This window comes from Millionella massiliensis, assembly GCF_900104655.1.
Taxonomy (GTDB): domain Bacteria; phylum Bacteroidota; class Bacteroidia; order Bacteroidales; family Rikenellaceae; genus Rikenella; species Rikenella massiliensis.
In genome coordinates this window covers 470316-488478 of sequence record NZ_FNWD01000002.1, presented here as the reverse complement: position 1 = coordinate 488478, position 18163 = coordinate 470316, and the positions used below count along the sequence as shown (strand labels likewise).

The following is an 18163-nucleotide window of genomic DNA, read 5'->3' as shown; positions in this document are numbered from 1 at the left end:
TCTTCTTGTGAGTATAGTCTTGTCGTTGGAAATTTTCTGCAAGTATAAGCAAAAATTAGAACCTCCAAAAGGTCGGGCTATTTTTCTTTCAACAACCGATTCCCTACCTTTGGGAGCCATTAATTCGTATGGCGGAACGGAATCTCTGGTTATGAATGATGTAAAGCTCCAAATCGACCACCTGCGTCGGGTACTCGACCGCTTGAACTATAATTACTACGTTTTAAACGCCCCCTCGGCCGAGGACCGCGAGTACGACCGGCTGATGGCCGAACTGTCGGAACTCGAGGCGCAGCATCCGGAGTACGACGATCCCAATTCGCCGACCCGCCGCGTGGGCAGTGACCTGACGCGTGAATTCGAACAGGTGCGCCACCGCTACCCCATGCTGTCGCTGGCCAACACCTACTCCGAGGAGGAGGTGCGTGAGTTCGTCGGGCGGATCGAGCGTGAGACCTCTCGGCAGGAAAATTACTGTTGTGAATTGAAGTTCGACGGTACGGCAATCAGCCTGACCTATGAAAACGGCCGTTTCGTGCGGGCTGTGACCCGTGGTGACGGCGCCGTGGGCGACGACGTGTCGGCCAACGTGCGCACCATCCGGAGCATCCCCATGACCCTGATGGGCGAAGGATGGCCCGAGTATATGGAGATTCGCGGCGAAATTTATATGCCTCACGAAAGTTTCGAGCGGCTCAATGCCGAACGGGCCGACATCGGCGAAGAGCCTTTTGCCAATCCGCGCAATGCGGCGGCCGGGACGCTCAAACAGCAGAATTCGGCCGTTGTGGCGCAACGGGGCCTGGATGCCGTCTTGTATGCGTTGCAGGCCGATGCCCCGGTTGCGCCGTCTCACTACGAGACGTTGCAGAAACTGAAAGAGTGGGGATTCAAGACTTCGTCGGCCGTGCGGCTGTGCCACTCCGTCGAAGAGATTATGGAGTACATACATTATTGGGATACCGAACGGCACAAACTGCCCTACGAAACGGACGGAGCGGTCATCAAACTGGACGACACCCGTCTGCAGCGTGACCTGGGCGCAACGGCCAAGGCTCCGCGTTGGGCCGTGGCCTACAAATTCAAAGCCGAACAGGCAGCTACGCGGCTCGTTTCGATCGATTTTCAGGTGGGACGTACCGGTGCAATTACTCCGGTGGCCAACCTGACGCCGGTGCGGCTGGCCGGGACTACCGTCAAACGGGCCTCGCTCCACAATGCTGAACAGATCGAACTGCTCGATATTCGTGTCGGCGATATGGTGCTGGTCGAAAAGGGCGGTGAGATTATTCCCAAGATTGTCGGGGTCGACCGCGAGCAGCGCCCGGCGGACAGCGTCCCGTTCCCGTATATTACCCACTGTCCCGAGTGCGGAACCGAACTGGTGCGTGCCGAGGACGAAGCCAAACACTACTGTCCGAATGCGACCGGTTGTCCGCCGCAGATTGTGGGGCGTATCGTGCACTACATCTCGCGCAAGGCGATGAATATCGAGGGGCTGGGTGACGAAACCGTCCAGTTGCTCTATAATCACGGTCTGTTGCACGACGTCGCCGATCTGTATGATCTCCGATTGGAGGATCTCGTGCCGCTCGACCGGCTTGGACAGAAGTCGGCCGAGAATATTCTCAACAGTGTTTCCAAGTCGCGAGGAGTGCCCTACTCCCGTGTGTTGTTTGCCATCGGTATCCGCTATGTCGGCGAAACGACTGCCAAGAAACTGGCTGCAGCCATTCCCTCGATCGATGCGTTGATGGCGGCCTCGCGCGAGGCGCTGCTCGAAGTCGAGGAGGTGGGCGGCAAAATCGCTGACAGCATTATCGATTACTTTGCCGATCCGCGTAATGTCGAGATTATCGAACGGTTGCGTCGGGCCGGTGTGCAACTCCAGGCCGCGCAGACCGAAAAACTGTCAGCCACGCTGGCCGGTAAGAAAATCGTTATTTCCGGGACGTTCGACCACCATTCGCGGCCGGAACTCAAGGAACTCATCGAGTTGCACTCGGGGACCAATCAGAGCAGCGTCTCGAAAACGACCGACTACCTGCTGGCCGGTGCCGGAATAGGCCCCAAGAAGCTCGAGACAGCTACGAAACTGGGTGTTCGCATCATTTCTGAAGAGGAATTTATGGAGATGATCGGCGAAAAATCGGTCGAAAAAACGGATGGGATGTTGGAAATTAAACAACAGACCCTGTTTTAGTTGAAAAAACGACCCAGCGAAGCGAGCGCGCGGGAATAAATTTAACTTTGCGGAATCATAAAAAACGAAAATCAGATTATGGCACTCAACCTCAGAGGCGTCGGCGTAGCATTGGTGACGCCGTTTACGGACGGCGGACAGGTGGACTACCCTGCCCTCACTTCGCTTATCGAGCATATTACGAACGGTGGCGTCGATTACATGATCGTGCTGGGCACTACCGGTGAACCGGCCACCATGACCGCCGAAGAGAAACACCGCGTCGTACGTCACTGTGTGGAAAACAACCCCGGCAACCTGCCGATCATTGTGGGTATCGGCGGCAACAATACGGCCGAAGTGATCCGTACCATTCAGACCTTCGACCTGAGCGGCGTCAGCGCCATTCTGTCGGTAACCCCCTACTACAACAAACCGAACCAGAATGGGCTCTATGCTCACTTCAGTGCCATTTTCGAAGCCTCGCCGCTGCCCGTGATCCTCTATAACGTACCGGGTCGTACGGGGGTCAACATGACTGCTGAAACCACGCTCAAACTCGCGCACGCATTCCCCGGCAAAGCCATTGCCGTGAAAGAGGCTTCGGGCAATCTGTCGCAGGCTGCCTATATTCTTCGCGACCGGCCCAAAGGATTCTTCGTCCTTTCGGGTGAGGACAACCTCTCGCTGGCCATGATCGCCATGGGGGGCGACGGTGTGATCTCCGTATCGGCAAACGTCTTCCCCGACACCTTCTGCTGCATGATCCACGCCGCACTGGCCGGGAATACGCATGAGGCTGCTCCGCTCAACCTCAGCCTCCACGAAGTGACCGACCTGCTCTTTGCCGAAGGAAACCCCGTTGGAGCAAAAGCGGCCCTGTCGATCAAAGGAATGATCAAAAACAACCTCCGGTTGCCGCTCGTACCTGCCAGCGATGCGCTGATTGCCAAAATTCGCTATCAGATCGACAAGTACGGCCTCTAATCCCGAAGAGATGCCGCCGGCGACTTTCCCAGTCGCATAATTTACGTATATTTGCCCTGCCCCGCCCTCTGCGAGCAGGGCTTTTTGAATTTTGTCTATGCGGAAACTGATCTTGTTCGTCATGGTAACCCTGTGTGGTGTTGCTCATGCTCAGACGGATGACTCATTGGCGGTCATCCCCGTCGATTACGCACAAATTGCGGCCGAAGTCTCCAACCCCACTTCGCCTTACTACTACCCCCGGCTGATGGGACGCTATCAGCGCGGCGATACGACCCTCACGGTCGATGAATTCCGGTACCTCTACTACGGCTATCCCGAACAACCGGGATACAAACCGCTTTGGACCTCGCCTTATGCCGACAGCCTGAATCGGGCGTTCGGCAAGAAGACGCGCCTCGAGGCGGCCGATTATCGTCGGGTGGCCGGTTTTGCCCATGAACTTCTGAAAGACGCCCCGTTCAGCATGCGTGACCTCAATGTACTGGCTTTTGCCTATCAGATGCTTGACGAGCAGGATAAGGCGGCCGTTCAGATGTATAAAATCCGCGGCATCATGGAGGCGATCCGCTCCACCGGCACCGGTCTGAGTGAAGAGTCACCGTGGTATATCATCTATATGAACGACGCCGAAGACCTGCTGAACCTGATGGACGTGCGATTCACCAAATTCATCGTGTTGAGTAGCACCGTGGAGTACGCTCCGGTTTACAACATGCCTAACAAAAAGAACAAAGGCTATTATTTCGATTACAGCGAGGTGTACAAGCGGCGTCCCGACTACCTGGACGATCTGCCCAAGCCCAAACGCAAACTGGAGATCAACCCGCTCTACAACCCGCGGTCGAAACAGAATATCTTACCGAAATAACCCACTCAATAAAAAACGAACGAAACTATGTTGTCATACGATGTGATTGTCATCGGCAGCGGTCCGGGCGGTTACGCCGCGGCGATACGCTGTGCACAGTTGGGTCTCCGTACGGCCGTGGTTGAACGGGCCGAACTGGGGGGAACCTGTCTGAACTGGGGCTGTATTCCTACAAAAGCGCTTCTTAAAAGTGCCGAAGTCTATCGCTATGCCTCCCATGCTGCCGATTACGGCGTAGAAATTGCCGAAGGTGCCTGCCGGGCCGATCTGCCGAAGATGGTCGCCCGCAGCCGTGCCGTGGCTGAGCAGATGAGCAAGGGGATCGATTTCCTGTTGAAAAAGAACAAGGTGGAGGTCATCGTTGGAACCGGCTCGCTGACCGACACGCCTCATACGGTGGCCGTAACGGCGGCTGACGGAACTGTCGCACAGTACGAGGCATCGCATATCATTCTGGCTACCGGCGCGCGTCCGCGTGAGTTTCCGTTTATTCCGGTCGATGGGCGGCGGGTGATTACCTCGCGCCATGCCCTGACGCTGACCGAGCTGCCCGCTTCGATGGTCGTAATCGGATCGGGTGCCATCGGCTCCGAATTTGCCACCTTCTTCAGTGCACTGGGGACGCGGGTGACGATCGTGGAGTATGCTCCTACGCTGGCTCCGCTCGAAGACGAGGAGATCTCCAAACTGTTGGAACGTTCGTTCCGTAAGGCGAAAATCGCCGTGATGACCGCTACCGAAGTCAAAGGTGTGACGACAACCGACACGGGGTGTCGTGTGCTGGTGGCCGGCAAGAAGGGCGAACAGGAACTGGAGGCCGATGTGGTGCTTTCGGCTGTCGGCATTGCGGCCAATATCGAGCATATCGGTCTGGAGGCTGCCGGTGTTCAGGTCGAACGCGGAAAAGTGGTGGTCGATGAGCACTATCGGACTTCTGCCGAGGGTGTCTATGCCATCGGCGACCTGATTCCGACGGCCGCATTGGCCCATGTGGCTACTGCTGAAGCAATCCATTGTGCCGAGTTTATCGCCGGAAAAAATCCGGCTCCGGTCGATTATCGGGTGATCCCGTCGTGCATCTACACGACTCCCGAGGTTTCGTCGGTCGGTTTGACCGAAGCGCAGGCACGCGAAAAGGGCTATTCGCTTCGGATCGGCAAGTTCCCCTATACGGCTTCGGGTAAGGCCACGGCGGCCGGCAATCGCGACGGGATGGTCAAGTTGATCTTCGACGCAGAGACCGACCAGCTGCTGGGGGCACACCTCTTCGGGCTGAACGTTACGGAGATGGTGGCCGAGCCTTCACTTGCCCTGACACTCGGTGCTTCGGCCAAGGATATTATCCGCACGATCCATTCGCACCCGACCATGTCGGAAGGGATGATGGAAGCGGCGGCTGCTGCTCACGAAGAGGCTATTCACCTTTAGGCCTATCTCCTTCCCGGGAAATTTGGCCCGGAAACAAACCCTTCTCATGTAGGGTTAATGTTTCTAACGGGATGATAATATGACCGGAAGGTTTGCTGGGGGTGGCCTCCTTGGGGGTGAATTATTGATATGAGAGTGGGGCTATTTTCAATGGCTCGAAAAGAGTATAATATGTAGATCTCCGGCTAACCTTTAGTGATATGAAATAGGGAGCGGGATTTCCCTTTTACGGAAATCCCGCTCCCTACTTTGTTGCTTGTATGGTTCCGTTAAGCGGCAAGATTTCGTTCTCGGCTTGCGATTTCAAGAACCGTTCTCCGCGGAACTGGCCAAACGGCCGGAGATGAATTATTCGGGTTTGACGGTGACCAGCAGTTTGTCGACGCGGCTGGCATCCATGTCAACTACTTCGAAATGGAGATTGCGGTAGTCGAACTGGTCGCCTTCGGTCGGGATGCGTCCTAACATGAACATGGCCAGACCACTCAACGTGTTGAAATCCTCTTTTTGCAGGTCATCGATTGCAACGATGCCCATCTCTTCCATGAAATCATCGACGCTGTAGGTTCCGTCTACCAGAATCGACCCGTCGTTGCGTTTGATGTAGGCCGGTTCGGCGGTGTCATTTTCGTCCGGTACTTCGCCGAGGATGCTTTCGGCCAGGTCGTGCAGGGTGATGACGCCTTCGATCATGCCGTATTCGCTGATGACGGCTGCAAAGCTGCATTTATGTTGTTTGAAGAGTTTCAGAACGCGTGTTGCTTGCAGGTTCTCGGGCACCAGCAGCGGTTCGGTGGCAATGGCGCGCAGGTCAAAGGTTTTGCCGTCGCGCCACAGTTCAAGGATGTCTTTGACCGATACCATCCCGACAATGTCGGAGGTCGAGTCGCCGCAGAGCAGATAACGGCTGTAATGGGCAGTGGCAATGGTTTCGAGCACCTCTTCTCGGCTCTGCCGGGTGAACAGATAGACCAGGTCCTTGCGGTGGGTCATCAGTTCATTGGCGTGTTTATCGGTGAAACGGAAGACGTCCTGAAGCATCTCGGTCTCCTCCTTTTCGAGGATTCCCTGTTCGGTGCTCTGGCGGATTATCATTTTGATTTCGTCTTCGGTCATCGAACGTTCGTCGCCGCTCTTGATACCGAGCAGGCGGTTGACGACCTTGGTCGAGATGCTGAGCAGCCATACGAACGGATACGAGATTTTGGTCAGGCCGATCATGATGGGAGTCAGCAACGTAGCGACCCGTTCGGGGTTTCCCAGGGCAATTGATTTGGGTACGAGTTCCCCGATAATCAGCGAAAGATAGGTGATCAGCGCGACGACCGTGATCATGGCCAGGTCGTTGGCGTATGGCGCCAAAAAGGAGATTTTCTCAAATAGCGGTTTGACGTCGTCGGCCAGCGAAACACCCCCGAATGCACCGGATACGATTCCGATCAGGGTGATGCCGATTTGGATGGTGGAGAGAATTTTTTCCGGCTCGTCGAGCAACCGGAGGGTCTTTTCAGCTCTGCGGCTGCCTCGGGCCGCTTCGTTCTTCAGGCGCGCCCTGCTGCTCGATACCAGAGAGAATTCGTACATGGCGAACACTCCGTTCAAAAGGAGCAGCAGGACGATTATGACTATTTCCATTTGTCCTGTAACGATTATAAATAAGGGTTACTGGGCGAATATACGATTTTTTTATGGAAGTGCAAGGGTCTCGATCTCATCGGTCAGAATCGGGTCCTCTTTCGTAATCGTCATGTTGCCGTCCGAGGAGCTGCTGCCGCACGAGATTTGGAATATCTTGTTGGTCTTGCGTTTGATGGTTGTCGGATCGGTGGCATACCGGAAGTGCACCTTGCTGCCGTCGTCTTTGATCCATGTAATGGAGATGGGAACCTCTTCGGAGTAGTCGTCTGCGGTCCAGTCGTCGCTGCTGAGGCTGTGGTCGAACGTGAAAATCTGTTTAGTCACGGCATCGGGAGCGTCGGGTGAGACGGTCAGTAGCGGAGCTCCCTCCATTTCGACTTCGATGCGTCCTTCGGTGAAGTCTGTCGGAACGACGGTGAGCCCGAAACATACCCATTTCAGGTCGATAGTTAGTCGGGTGTCTTCCGTAGGGGTGATTTCGGCCGTCCCGTAGTATCGGCTTATCGGAGGACGGTTGTAACCTGCTGCTTCGTCCCCTTCCTGGTTGACATAGGCGTAACCGGTGGTCAGGGTTTTCAATCCTTGAGTCATCGATGCCGTGAATTGATTGGTGATCTTGCCGGGGCCACCGCTGGATCCGCTGAGAACAAACGGTTCGTGGTAACCGCCGTTATCGTCCTGCGCGATCCGGCTCGTTCCTTCTTCGATCATGCAGATCTCGATGCGATATGTGGTGCCAGCGCTCAGTTCCAGCTGCATGTCGTCTTCGTTGTCGAAGATACCGTAGGCATATTTCACTTCGTTGATAGTGCCTTTTTTGTAAACCTGGATAGCGTACAGATCTTTTGCGCCGGTTGCCATGGTCAGCGGTTCGTCGCTCTCGGTCAGGCCGGATTCGTGTTTGGGGCTGAGCTGAACGGTGCAGGTGGTTCCTGAGGGCAGGGGATTGGGTTTGTCCAGACGGCAGGAAGTCATGGTCAGTGCTGCCAATAGACTTAATACGGAAATGGATTGTAATTTCATGGGGTATTTTTCTCGGTTTAGTGTTTCAAATTTACTCGATTACAAGAGGTTGTAATATTTTGTAATCTTTTTGAGTTATGAATAAAAGATTGTGTGATATAAAATTGAAGATTTGTTGCAGGAAATTCCTGTTTGGTATGTCGCCGCAATATGTACGTGTGTGGTCTGGGTAGGCTTTATTGACGCGCAGTGAATAGGATAATATCCGGGTTCCGGTGGACAAAAAACGGGTCGGTTGAGATCTGAAAAATAGGAACGAGTTCAATAAATTTTTGTTAATTTTGGCGCCACTGGATAAAATAGGTATGAGCGGACAAGGGAAAGATTGGATCCGAGCCGGTTTGGACGTAGGATCGACTACTGCCAAAATTGTATTGGTGGACGAACAGGGCAAGATTATCTATTCGGCCTATAAACGCCATCACGCCGATGTGTTGGGAACAGCCGCAACGCTGTTTTCGGATGTTATGGAGCGGTTTGGCGACCTGAGAATTCGGTTGACCGTGACCGGTTCTGCCGGGATGGGGATCGCCGAACGTTTCTTGCTCCCCTTCGAACAGGAGGTCGTTTCGGCTACCAGCCTGATCCGGACAGTTTACCCCGAGATCAAGACCCTGATCGATATTGGCGGTGAAGATGCCAAGATGGTCTTTTTCCGCGAGGGCGCGTTGCCCGACATGCGAATGAGCGGCAACTGTGCCGGCGGCACCGGGGCTTTCATCGACCAGATGGCTACCCTGCTGGGATGCTCGGTCGACGAGATGGGACAACTGGCCATGCAGCCCGGAACCAAAATTCACCCCATTGCCTCGCGTTGCGGCGTATTCTCCAAAACCGACATCCAGAACCTGATTGCACGAAACGTCAGCAAGGCCGATGTCTCGGCATCCGTTTTTCATGCCGTCGCCGTGCAGACCATTACCACCCTTTCGCACGGATTCCAGGTTCAGCCCAAAGTGCTCTTTTGCGGCGGGCCGTTCGCCTTCACGCCCGCCTTGCGTGAAGCGTTTGTCCGTTACCTCGGACTCCGTGACGAGGAGTATATCGTACCCGAAAATGCTCCGGTGATTTCGGCCTGGGGCGCTGCCCTTTCGCCTTCGAAAGCCGATCAGTCGCTGAACCTGTCCGATTTTATCGGCAGTCTGCGGCGTGGCGACCAGAACGGGAATCTCGTGCAGACCCATCGTCTCGAACCGCTGTTCCGCGACGCGGCTGAGCTCCGTGCGTGGGAAGACTCGAAAAAGGAGACCTGCATTCCGCGTGTTCCCATGGCGGAATGCGACGGGACCTGCTTTCTGGGGATCGATTCCGGTTCGACCACCACGAAGATCGTGGCCATCGACCGGCAGGAGCGGATCGTGTTTTCGTATTATGCGAATAACGAAGGGAACCCGATTGCAGCCGCTCAGAAGGGGTTGCAGCGTTTTCTTGACGAAGCTGCTGCGGCCGGTCGGGAGATTCAGATACAGGGCAGTTGCTCGACCGGTTATGGCGAGGACCTGCTCCGTGCTGCGTTCGGCTTGAACGGTGGCATCATCGAAACGATCGCCCACTACCTGGCAGCCCGTAAAGTGGACCCCGAGGTGTCGTTCATTCTGGACATCGGCGGGCAGGACATGAAGGCGCTCTTCGTCGAAAACGGTGCGCTCTACCGTGTCGAGATCAACGAAGCCTGTTCATCCGGTTGCGGATCGTTTATTTCGGCCTTTGCCGGTTCGCTGCAACACTCGGTGACCGAATTCGCGTCGATGGCCTGTACGGCCGAGGCCCCGTGCGATCTGGGGACGCGCTGCACGGTCTTCATGAACTCCAAAGTGAAACAGTTCCTGCGCGAGGGGGCATCCGTGGCCGACATCTCGGCCGGGCTGGCCTATTCGGTTGTCAAGAACTGTCTCTATAAAGTGCTGAAACTGAAAAACCTTGCCGAATTGGGCGACCATGTGGTCGTACAGGGCGGCACGATGCGCAACCGGTCGATCGTACGGGCTTTCGAGAAACTGGCCGGCGTGCTCGTTGCCTTTACCGATATTCCGGAGCTGATGGGGGCCTTCGGGTGTGCCCTGTACGCTCGTGAGCAGGCCCGGGGGGAAAAAGGGGTGGCGTTGAACCAGATCCTGCAGACGGCCGATTATACGTCGCGCCAGACCCAGTGCAAAGGGTGCGAAAACCAGTGTTTCGTGACCCGTTACACCTTCAATAACGGTAACGTCTACTACTCCGGCAACAAGTGCGAAAAGGTGTTTACCAACCGCGGTGCCGAGAGTCGTACCGGTGATAACGTTTATACCCGTAAGTACGAGTTATTGTTTGAACGGGCTGCCGCTGCGTCTAGACCCGATGCGGCGGTTGTTCCCCCGGCTGCGATTCCCGCGTCGGCACCGACCGGTGTCGTTAAGGGGCCGATCGTACCGGCTCCCGCTGTGACCATCGGCATTCCCCGTATTCTGGGGATGTACGAAGATTTCCCCTTCTGGCATACGCTCTTTACCGAGAGCGGTTTTCGGGTCGTGCTGTCGGAGCCTTCGACCATGCGGCGCTACGAACAAGGGGTCGGATCGGTGATGTCGGATAACATCTGTTTCCCGGCCAAACTGGCTCACAGCCATGTGCTCGACCTGATTGACCGCAAAGTCGACCGCATCTTCTACCCGTTCACCATATACGAACAGCGTGACGGCGTGCAGGAGAATAACAGTTTCAACTGTCCGGTAGTTTCGGGGTATGCCGAGGTGCTGAAAAACTCGATCGACCCGGCCGGCAAGTACGGTATTCCTTTCGATGCGCCCACCATCACGTTCAAGGATCACAAGGGGCTATACCTCTGCTGTCGGGACTACCTGCGTACGCTGGGTGTCGCCGATGCAACCGTCAAACGGGCCGTCGAAAAGGCGTTGGCCGCTGAAAAAGAGTACCGGTCGAAGGTCAAAATCATGAACCTCCGCCTCATGGAGCGCAGCAAACGCCGTGGCGAGCGGACCATTCTGCTGGCCGGACGCCCCTACCATACCGACCCGCTGATCCAGCACAAACTCTCCGACATGATCGCTGGTTTTGGTGTGAATGTTATCTCGGAGGATGTCGTTCGCGGCAATGACGACATCGATATTACACATGTTCACTCGGTGCCGCAGTGGAGCTACGTGAATCGTATCCTGAAGGCGGCGCAGTGGGTGGCCGAACAGGGCGACGATGTTCATTTTGTGCAGATGACCTCGTTCGGCTGTGGCCCCGACGCCTTCCTGCTCGACGAAGTGCGGGCGATCCTCAAACGTCGTGGCAAAACGTTGACGATCCTCAAGATCGACGACGTCAACAACATCGGATCGTTGAAATTGCGCGTACGTTCGTTGATCGAGAGCCTGAAATTCAAGGCCGGAGCCGATGCGCCTGCCATTCAGCCTTTCGTCACGACGAAGCCCTATACGAAAGCCGACCGAAAACGTAAATTCCTGATCCCCCACTTCTCCGATGCCCACGTTGAGATTATCGAGTCGCTTTTCCGTGCGGCCGGCTATCAGGCTGAGACGCTGCCCCGCCCCGACGGTGCTACGGTGGATTGCGGCCTGAAATATGCCAACAACGAGGTGTGCTACCCCGCTACGCTGGTGGTCGGCGATCTGGTCAAAGCGCTGGAGTCCGGGCGTTACAATCCCGACGAGGTTGCTCTGGTCGTAACGCAGACCGGCGGTCAGTGTCGTGCGACCAACTACCTTACGTTGCTGAAAAAGGCGGTCGTGGATGCCGGATTCTCGCAGGTGCCCGTCATTTCGCTCACGTCGGGCGGCGAGATCGAGTCCGGGTTGAAAATCAACTGGTTCAAAATGGCGCCGATCGCCCTGGCCGGGCTGATCTACGGCGACTGTATGGCCAAATTCTACTTCGCCTCCGTTATTCGCGAGCGTATCCAGGGCGAGGCCGAACAGCTGCGTAAAACCTATATCGAGCGTGCGCTTCCCCATATTGAACGTCGCGATCCGGATGCGCTGTTCCGCTTGTTGAGTGAGGCGGCCGCCGCTTTCGATGCGATTGTCGTTCCCGACGCCACCCCGCGTCCCAAAGTGGGGGTGGTCGGCGAAATTTACCTGAAACTCAACTCGTTCAGCCATAAGGATATCCTGCATTGGCTGGCCGATGAAGGAATCGAGGTGGTGCCCCCCACGATCATCAACTTCTTTATGCAGGCTTTCGTTAACCGCAAGGTCAACAAGGCGGCTCACCTGACCGGTGGTTCGATCATTCCGGAGTTTGTTTTCGACCAGCTTTACAAGTGGGCCAACGGTTATCTCGACAAGGCGAATCGGGCGTGCAGTGCATTCCGATACCACATCCCGTTTGGTCAGATCTTCGAGGAGGCCGAACATGCCTCACGTCTGGTGCCGCTGACGGCCCAGTTTGGCGAGGGGTGGCTGATTGCAGCCGAGATGGTCGGTTTTGCCAACTCCGGCGTTCGGAATGTGATCAGCCTCCAGCCTTTCGGGTGCATCGCCAACCACATCATCTCGAAGGGGATTGAGAAAAAGGTTCGTGACATGTTCCCTCAGATGGGGCTGCTGTTTCTCGACTTCGACAGCGGCGTGAGCGAAGTGAACGTGCTAAACCGGCTCCACCTGATGGTCAACAACCTAAAACAGCAGGAGAAGGCCTGCGTCTGACCTTTCTGTTCTGGAAACATGATGAAATGGCAGTCGCACTTTTCCTGAGCGGCTGTCATTTCTGTCTCTCGCGGGTGCAAATTTCCCGAAGAATGGTGATTCCGGAAATAATTCTATAATTTGTTAAAATAAACGGACCATCGATCCGTTTATTCATTCAATGCAAACAACCCCAAATCCATAAACAAACCATTTTTGTATGAAAGATCTGAAAGAAGAAGCTTTGCGCTATCATAGCTCGGCGCCGAAAGGCAAGCTGGGAGTGGTTCCCACCAAGCCTTTTATGACCCAATACGACCTCTCGATGGCCTACACACCGGGTGTGGCTGTCCCGAGTATGGAGATTCACGACGACCCCGAAAAAGCCTATGAATACACCGCCAAAGAGAATTTGGTGGCCGTGATTTCGAACGGTACGGCCGTGCTGGGGCTCGGCAACATCGGTGCGTTGGCCTCGAAACCGGTGATGGAGGGCAAAGGACTGCTCTTTAAAGTGTTGGCAGGTGTGAATACGTATGACATCGAGATCGATACTGAAGATGTGGACCAGTTTGTGCAGACTGTCAAGATGATTGCGCCGACTTTCGGCGGGATCAACCTCGAGGATATCAAGGCTCCGCAGTGTTTCGAAATCGAACGCCGGTTGAAGGAGGAGGTCAAGTTGCCCCTGATGCACGACGACCAGCACGGTACGGCGATTATCACCTCGGCGGCCCTGCTCAATGCACTGGAGATTGTCGGTAAACGGATCGACCAGATTCAGGTGGTGGTCAACGGGGCAGGAGCTGCTGCCACGGCCTGTGCCAAGCTCTACCTCTCGCTGGGCGTACGGCGCGAGAATTTGGTCATGTGCGACAGCAAAGGCGTCATTACGATCCGGCGCGACAAGCTGACCCCCGAAAAGGCGCAGTTCGCCACCGATCGCAATATTTCGACCCTGGCCGAAGCGCTTGTCGGTGCCGACATGTTTCTCGGTGTGTCGAAAGCGGGTGTGCTGACTGGTGAGATGGTCAAGACGATGGCTGCGGATCCGATCGTCTTCGCATTGGCCAATCCCGATCCCGAGATCCCTTACGAGGAGGCCAAGGCTTCGCGTCCCGACCTGATCTTTGCCACCGGGCGCAGCGACTATCCTAACCAAGTGAATAATGTGATCGGTTTCCCCTATATTTTCCGTGGGGCACTCGATGTGCGTGCTACGGCCATCAACGAGGAGATGAAGATCGCTGCGGCGAAAGCGATTGCCGGTTTGGCCAAAAAGCCCGTGACCGGCGAAGTGCTGCATGCCTATAACCTCGATCATCTCTCGTTCGGGCGCGACTACCTGATACCGAAGCCGTTGGATAAACGGCTGCTGACTACCGTGTCGGTGGCTGTGGCCAAGGCCGCCATCGAATCGGGCGTAGCCACGCGCGAAATTACCGACTGGGATACCTATGCGGCGGGTCTGGTGTGCATGTTGGCCCGGGTGCATAAAAACGCCATTCTGCGATAACTCCGGGGGCGGCTGGGCGTACCTCTATGGTGTCGGTTCATGGCTTTAGAGCTATCCCTGCTTCTAGTGCAGAGAGAAAACAGACACTACGGGTGCAACAAACCGACGGTATCCGAACCGTTAAATTATGAAACAGCCGCGGGGCAGACAGATTTTTTATTTCTGTCTGTCCCGCGGCTCGATTTTCCGGGGAATGACACGTCTGTGCGGGTAGCGTGGTAGTGGCAGCCGGTTATGGGGCGACTACCCTGCCCCGTCGATCAATTATCAGCCTGTTGTTTGCTTCCCATCGGGTGTGCTCCCCATCAGACAGCTCTTCGGCCTGTAGGGCCACTCGGGCCCGTCCATGCTCGAAGGGGAAAGCGGCCTCGAAACGTGGAGCGATCACCACGCGTCCGGCGGTGTCGGCATATCCGATGCGTCCCCGATCGTCCCGGATGCGGAACAGCCCTTCCTGCGGAAGGTCGGGTCCGTTGTCGAACCAATAGGCGTTGAACAGTTTGTGTCCGCGTCGGTTGATGGCGATGCAGCGGTCGTGGGGGCCTTTGCGCTGTTCGTCGCGCAGTATGACGAATCCCCACGTGCGTATTGTATCGGCGCCACAGTACAAAACCTCTCCACGGGGAATGATCGTATCACCGCGCGTGTCGACGTATGCGACCGGGTCGCCTTGCGTCGGAGATTCCGTTCCGGGAGGCGGCGCACAGATCAGACAGCGTGTGCCGACGCAGCTCCAGCCGATGCAACAGACGGCTCCCAGGGTGATTTGGCGTAATACGGACATGCGACCATGGGGCTAACGGGCAGATTTAGCGAATCGTGATGTTCGGCAAGGCTTGTTGCAGCTCCTGCTTGTTGATCGACGTGTAGTGGTACGGATAGAGGAATTCGGGCTCGATGATTTTTGCAGCCTGGATGAACTCCTCTTCGTTGATGGTATAGGGCAGCATCATCGGCAGGAATGCGATGAAGATGAAGTTGATCTCGCGCATTTCGGGGATGACTTCGGTGTCACCTGCAATGTAGATCCGTTTTCCGTCAATGGTCAGAATGTAGCCGTTGCCTTCGCCTTTCGGGTGGAACGGTTGGCCCGGTGCGCGTTCGCGGACGATGTTATATGCCGGTACGGCTGCGATACGCATCCGGTCTTTGTAATCCGCAATGTCACCGTTGGCCAGGGTGATGATCGGCTGCTCGAAACCATCCTTACGCAACAGTTCGGCCACTTGGGGCGGGGCGATGAAGGTCGTTTCGGGGGTGGCGATCGGGCGGATCGCTTCCGGGTCGTAATGGTCGTAGTGGTCGTGTGTGATCAGGATGACCGTAGCTTCGGGAAGGGTCGAGAAATCGGCCACTTCGCTGTACGGGTCGACGGCGATCCGTTCGCTTTTATAGTCCAGATAAAGGGAGGCGTGGCCGATGGGCGTCACGCTCAATTCGCCGTAGCGATCGGTGGTGTTCGGAAGTGTTCTCATAGTGGGAATATATCGGGAATAAATATAGCATTTTTTGTGCCGAAATCCGAAACCCGTCTGCACTTCCCCCGGAAAAACGTACATTTGGGGCTCATTCGTTTTTACTTTTCTGTTATGTCCGTTATTCCGGGGCTGATTGCCCGTCAGTTATCGCTTCCGTCGCTCGCACAGACCGAAAATACAATCCGTCTGCTGGACGACGGTTGTACCGTTCCCTTTATCAGCCGTTACCGCAAGGAGGCTACCGGTGGTCTTGACGAGGTGGCCGTGGAGCGCATTCGTGATCTTTACTCGAAATATACCGAGCTCGAAAAGCGCAAGGCCACCATCCTGCAATCCATCGAGGAGCAGGGAAAACTGACCCCCGAACTGCGCCGGTCGATCGACGACTGCTGGGAGAGTGCCGTGCTGGAGGACCTCTACTTGCCCTACAAGCCGAAGCGGCGCACGCGTGGAACGATCGCGCGGGAAAAGGGGCTCGAACCGCTGGCCGCGATGATCATGCGGCAGGAGAGCGATCCCGAGGTGCTGGCCCGTCGATTTGTGAAGGGGGACGAGGTCCCCGATACGGATGCGGCTGTGGCCGGGGCGTCGGATATTATTGCGGAGTGGGTCAACGAATCGGTAGCCGCGCGCGACTGTGTGCGACGGAGTTTCGCCTCGAACGGCGTGATTACCTCGACGCTGGCACGCGGAGTCGATCCGGCGGCGGAAGAGGCGGTCAAATATGCCGATTATTTCGACTGGAGCGAGCCGATTCGGCGTTGCGCCAGCCACCGGCTGATGGCGATGGTGCGCGGCGAGAAGGCCGGCGTGCTGCGCCTGTCGCTTGCACCTGACGCCGACCACGAAGGTACCCTGCTGGAACGGCTGACGCGGATTTTTGTACGGCGCGATGCCCGTAATCGTCAGGCGGTCGAGGTGGTGTCACGGGCCGCTGCGGACGGGTACAAACGGCTGATGCGTCCTTCGATCGAAACGGAACTGCTTGGGCTCTCGAAAGAGCGGGCCGATGAAGAGGCGATTCGTGTGTTCGCCGAGAATTTGCGTCAGTTGCTACTCGCTGCTCCGCTCGGACAGAAACGGACGCTGGCCATCGACCCCGGCTATCGAACTGGCTGCAAAGTGGTGTGTCTCGATGCGCAGGGAAACCTGCTGCACAACGAGACGATCTACCCGCACGCGCCTCAGAACCGACGTGCCGAAGCCGGCGAGGTACTCCGCCGCCTGGTGCGCGACTATCGCATTGAGGCGGTCGCCGTGGGTAACGGGACTGCCGGGCGCGAGTCGGAACGATTGGTGCAGGAGCTGGCGTTGAAAACTGCCGACGGTCGGCCGGTCGGCGTCTATCTGGTGAGCGAGGACGGCGCTTCGGTCTATTCGGCATCGGCCACGGCCCGCGAGGAGTTCCCGGATTACGACGTGACGGTTCGCGGCTCGGTCTCGATCGGTCGGCGGCTGATGGACCCGTTGGCCGAGCTGGTGAAGATCGACCCGAAGTCGATCGGCGTGGGTCAGTATCAGCACGATGTGGATCAGACCAAACTGAAACAGAGTCTCGATACGGTGGTCGAGAGTTGTGTGAACCGTGTGGGGGTCAACCTCAACACCGCCTCGAAACATCTGCTGACCTATGTGTCGGGTCTGGGGCCGGTGTTGGCGGGTAATATCGTGGCCTACCGGGCCGCCAATGGGGCGTTCCGCTCTCGAAAAGAGTTGCTGAAGGTGCCGCGGCTGGGAGCCAAGGCTTTCGAACAGTCGGCCGGCTTCCTGCGTATCGACGGGGCTGCCAATCCGCTGGACAATACGGCGGTACACCCCGAATCTTATGCTATCGTCGAAAAGATGGCGGCCGATCTGGGGGTCAGCGTCGGGGAACTGATACAAAGCGAAGCGACGCGCCGACGCATTCCGCTCGAGAGCTACGTTGCACCCGGCGTAGGGATGCAGACGCTGACGCAAATTGTGGCTGAACTGGCCAAGGGAGGCCGCGATCCGCGTACCGAGGCGCAGGAGTTCCGTTTTGCCGACGACGTCCATTCGATCGAAGACCTCCGGGTGGGGATGGTGCTGCCCGGTATCGTGACCAATATCACCAGCTTCGGCGTGTTTGTCGATGTGGGGGCCAAACAGGACGGGTTGGTGCACATCTCGCAACTGGCCGACCGCTTCGTCCAGAATCCGGCCGATGTGGTCAAATTGCGGCAGACGGTTCGCGTTCGGGTGCTGGAGGTCGATCTCTCGCGTAAACGGATCAGCCTCTCGATGAAGTCTGTCCCGGCCGAAGCATAATCTTGCGGTTTCATTCGCCGTTGCTCTTTCTGGGGGCGGAGAGGTGTTGTCGGGGATCGCTGGTCGGCTTGTCAGGTTGCCTGTTGCCCCTTTGTTCCGGTACGCCCGCCGCAGCTTGAT

Annotated in this window: 10 protein-coding genes and 1 pseudogene; 7 read left to right on the top strand and 4 right to left on the bottom strand. The window is 56.5% G+C overall.

Features of this window, described 5'->3' with window-relative positions; all coding sequences use genetic code 11:
- The first annotated feature begins 151 nt into the window (after nt 1–151).
- The 4 genes from ligA to lpdA all read left to right on the top strand — a co-directional run bounded on the left by ligA (nt 152) and on the right by lpdA (nt 5468).
- The gene (gene ligA, locus BQ5379_RS02100; protein WP_071133904.1) at nt 152–2203 is read left to right on the top strand and encodes an NAD-dependent DNA ligase LigA; all 2052 of its coding nucleotides are present in this window, start codon (nt 152–154) and stop codon (nt 2201–2203) included.
- Nucleotides 2204–2281: 78 nt separating this feature from the next.
- Nucleotides 2282–3169 (top strand): 4-hydroxy-tetrahydrodipicolinate synthase, encoded by an 888-nt coding sequence (dapA, locus tag BQ5379_RS02095; RefSeq protein WP_071133903.1) that lies wholly within the window; start codon nt 2282–2284, stop codon nt 3167–3169.
- Nucleotides 3170–3266: 97 nt separating this feature from the next.
- Nucleotides 3267–4040, top strand: coding sequence for a DUF4919 domain-containing protein (locus BQ5379_RS02090; protein ID WP_083377526.1), 774 nt, complete (start codon nt 3267–3269; stop codon nt 4038–4040).
- A 30-nt stretch (nt 4041–4070) separates the two neighbouring features.
- Entirely contained in the window at nt 4071–5468 is a 1398-nt protein-coding gene (gene lpdA / locus BQ5379_RS02085) for a dihydrolipoyl dehydrogenase (protein WP_205408207.1), read from the top strand.
- 348 nt (nt 5469–5816) lie between these two features.
- On the opposite strand, the gene BQ5379_RS02080 is transcribed toward lpdA, so the two are convergent.
- Complete coding sequence (locus BQ5379_RS02080) at nt 5817–7103, bottom strand: hemolysin family protein (RefSeq protein WP_071133900.1); 1287 nt, start codon at nt 7101–7103, stop codon at nt 5817–5819.
- 51 nt (nt 7104–7154) lie between these two features.
- Nucleotides 7155–8129, bottom strand: coding sequence for a hypothetical protein (locus BQ5379_RS02075; protein ID WP_143039366.1), 975 nt, complete (start codon nt 8127–8129; stop codon nt 7155–7157).
- Nucleotides 8130–8434: 305 nt separating this feature from the next.
- On the opposite strand from BQ5379_RS02075, the gene BQ5379_RS02070 reads away from it, so the two are divergent.
- Together BQ5379_RS02070 and BQ5379_RS02065 are read left to right on the top strand one after the other, a co-directional pair.
- The gene (locus tag BQ5379_RS02070; protein ID WP_071133898.1) at nt 8435–12781 is read left to right on the top strand and encodes an acyl-CoA dehydratase activase-related protein; all 4347 of its coding nucleotides are present in this window, start codon (nt 8435–8437) and stop codon (nt 12779–12781) included.
- A gap of 199 nt (nt 12782–12980) precedes the next feature.
- Nucleotides 12981–14273, top strand: a pseudogene (locus BQ5379_RS02065) (malic enzyme-like NAD(P)-binding protein); the annotation flags it as partial.
- Nucleotides 14274–14508: 235 nt separating this feature from the next.
- Here the strand turns inward: BQ5379_RS02065 and BQ5379_RS02060 are convergent.
- Nucleotides 14509–15060 (bottom strand): WG repeat-containing protein, encoded by a 552-nt coding sequence (locus tag BQ5379_RS02060; protein WP_071133896.1) that lies wholly within the window; start codon nt 15058–15060, stop codon nt 14509–14511.
- Between the two features lie 25 nt (nt 15061–15085).
- Entirely contained in the window at nt 15086–15751 is a 666-nt protein-coding gene (locus tag BQ5379_RS02055; RefSeq protein ID WP_071135506.1) for an MBL fold metallo-hydrolase, read from the bottom strand.
- Between the two features lie 114 nt (nt 15752–15865).
- Between BQ5379_RS02055 and BQ5379_RS02050 the strand changes: the two genes are divergently transcribed.
- Nucleotides 15866–18043, top strand: coding sequence for a Tex family protein (locus BQ5379_RS02050; RefSeq protein ID WP_071135505.1), 2178 nt, complete (start codon nt 15866–15868; stop codon nt 18041–18043).
- Nucleotides 18044–18163: the final 120 nt, after the last annotated feature.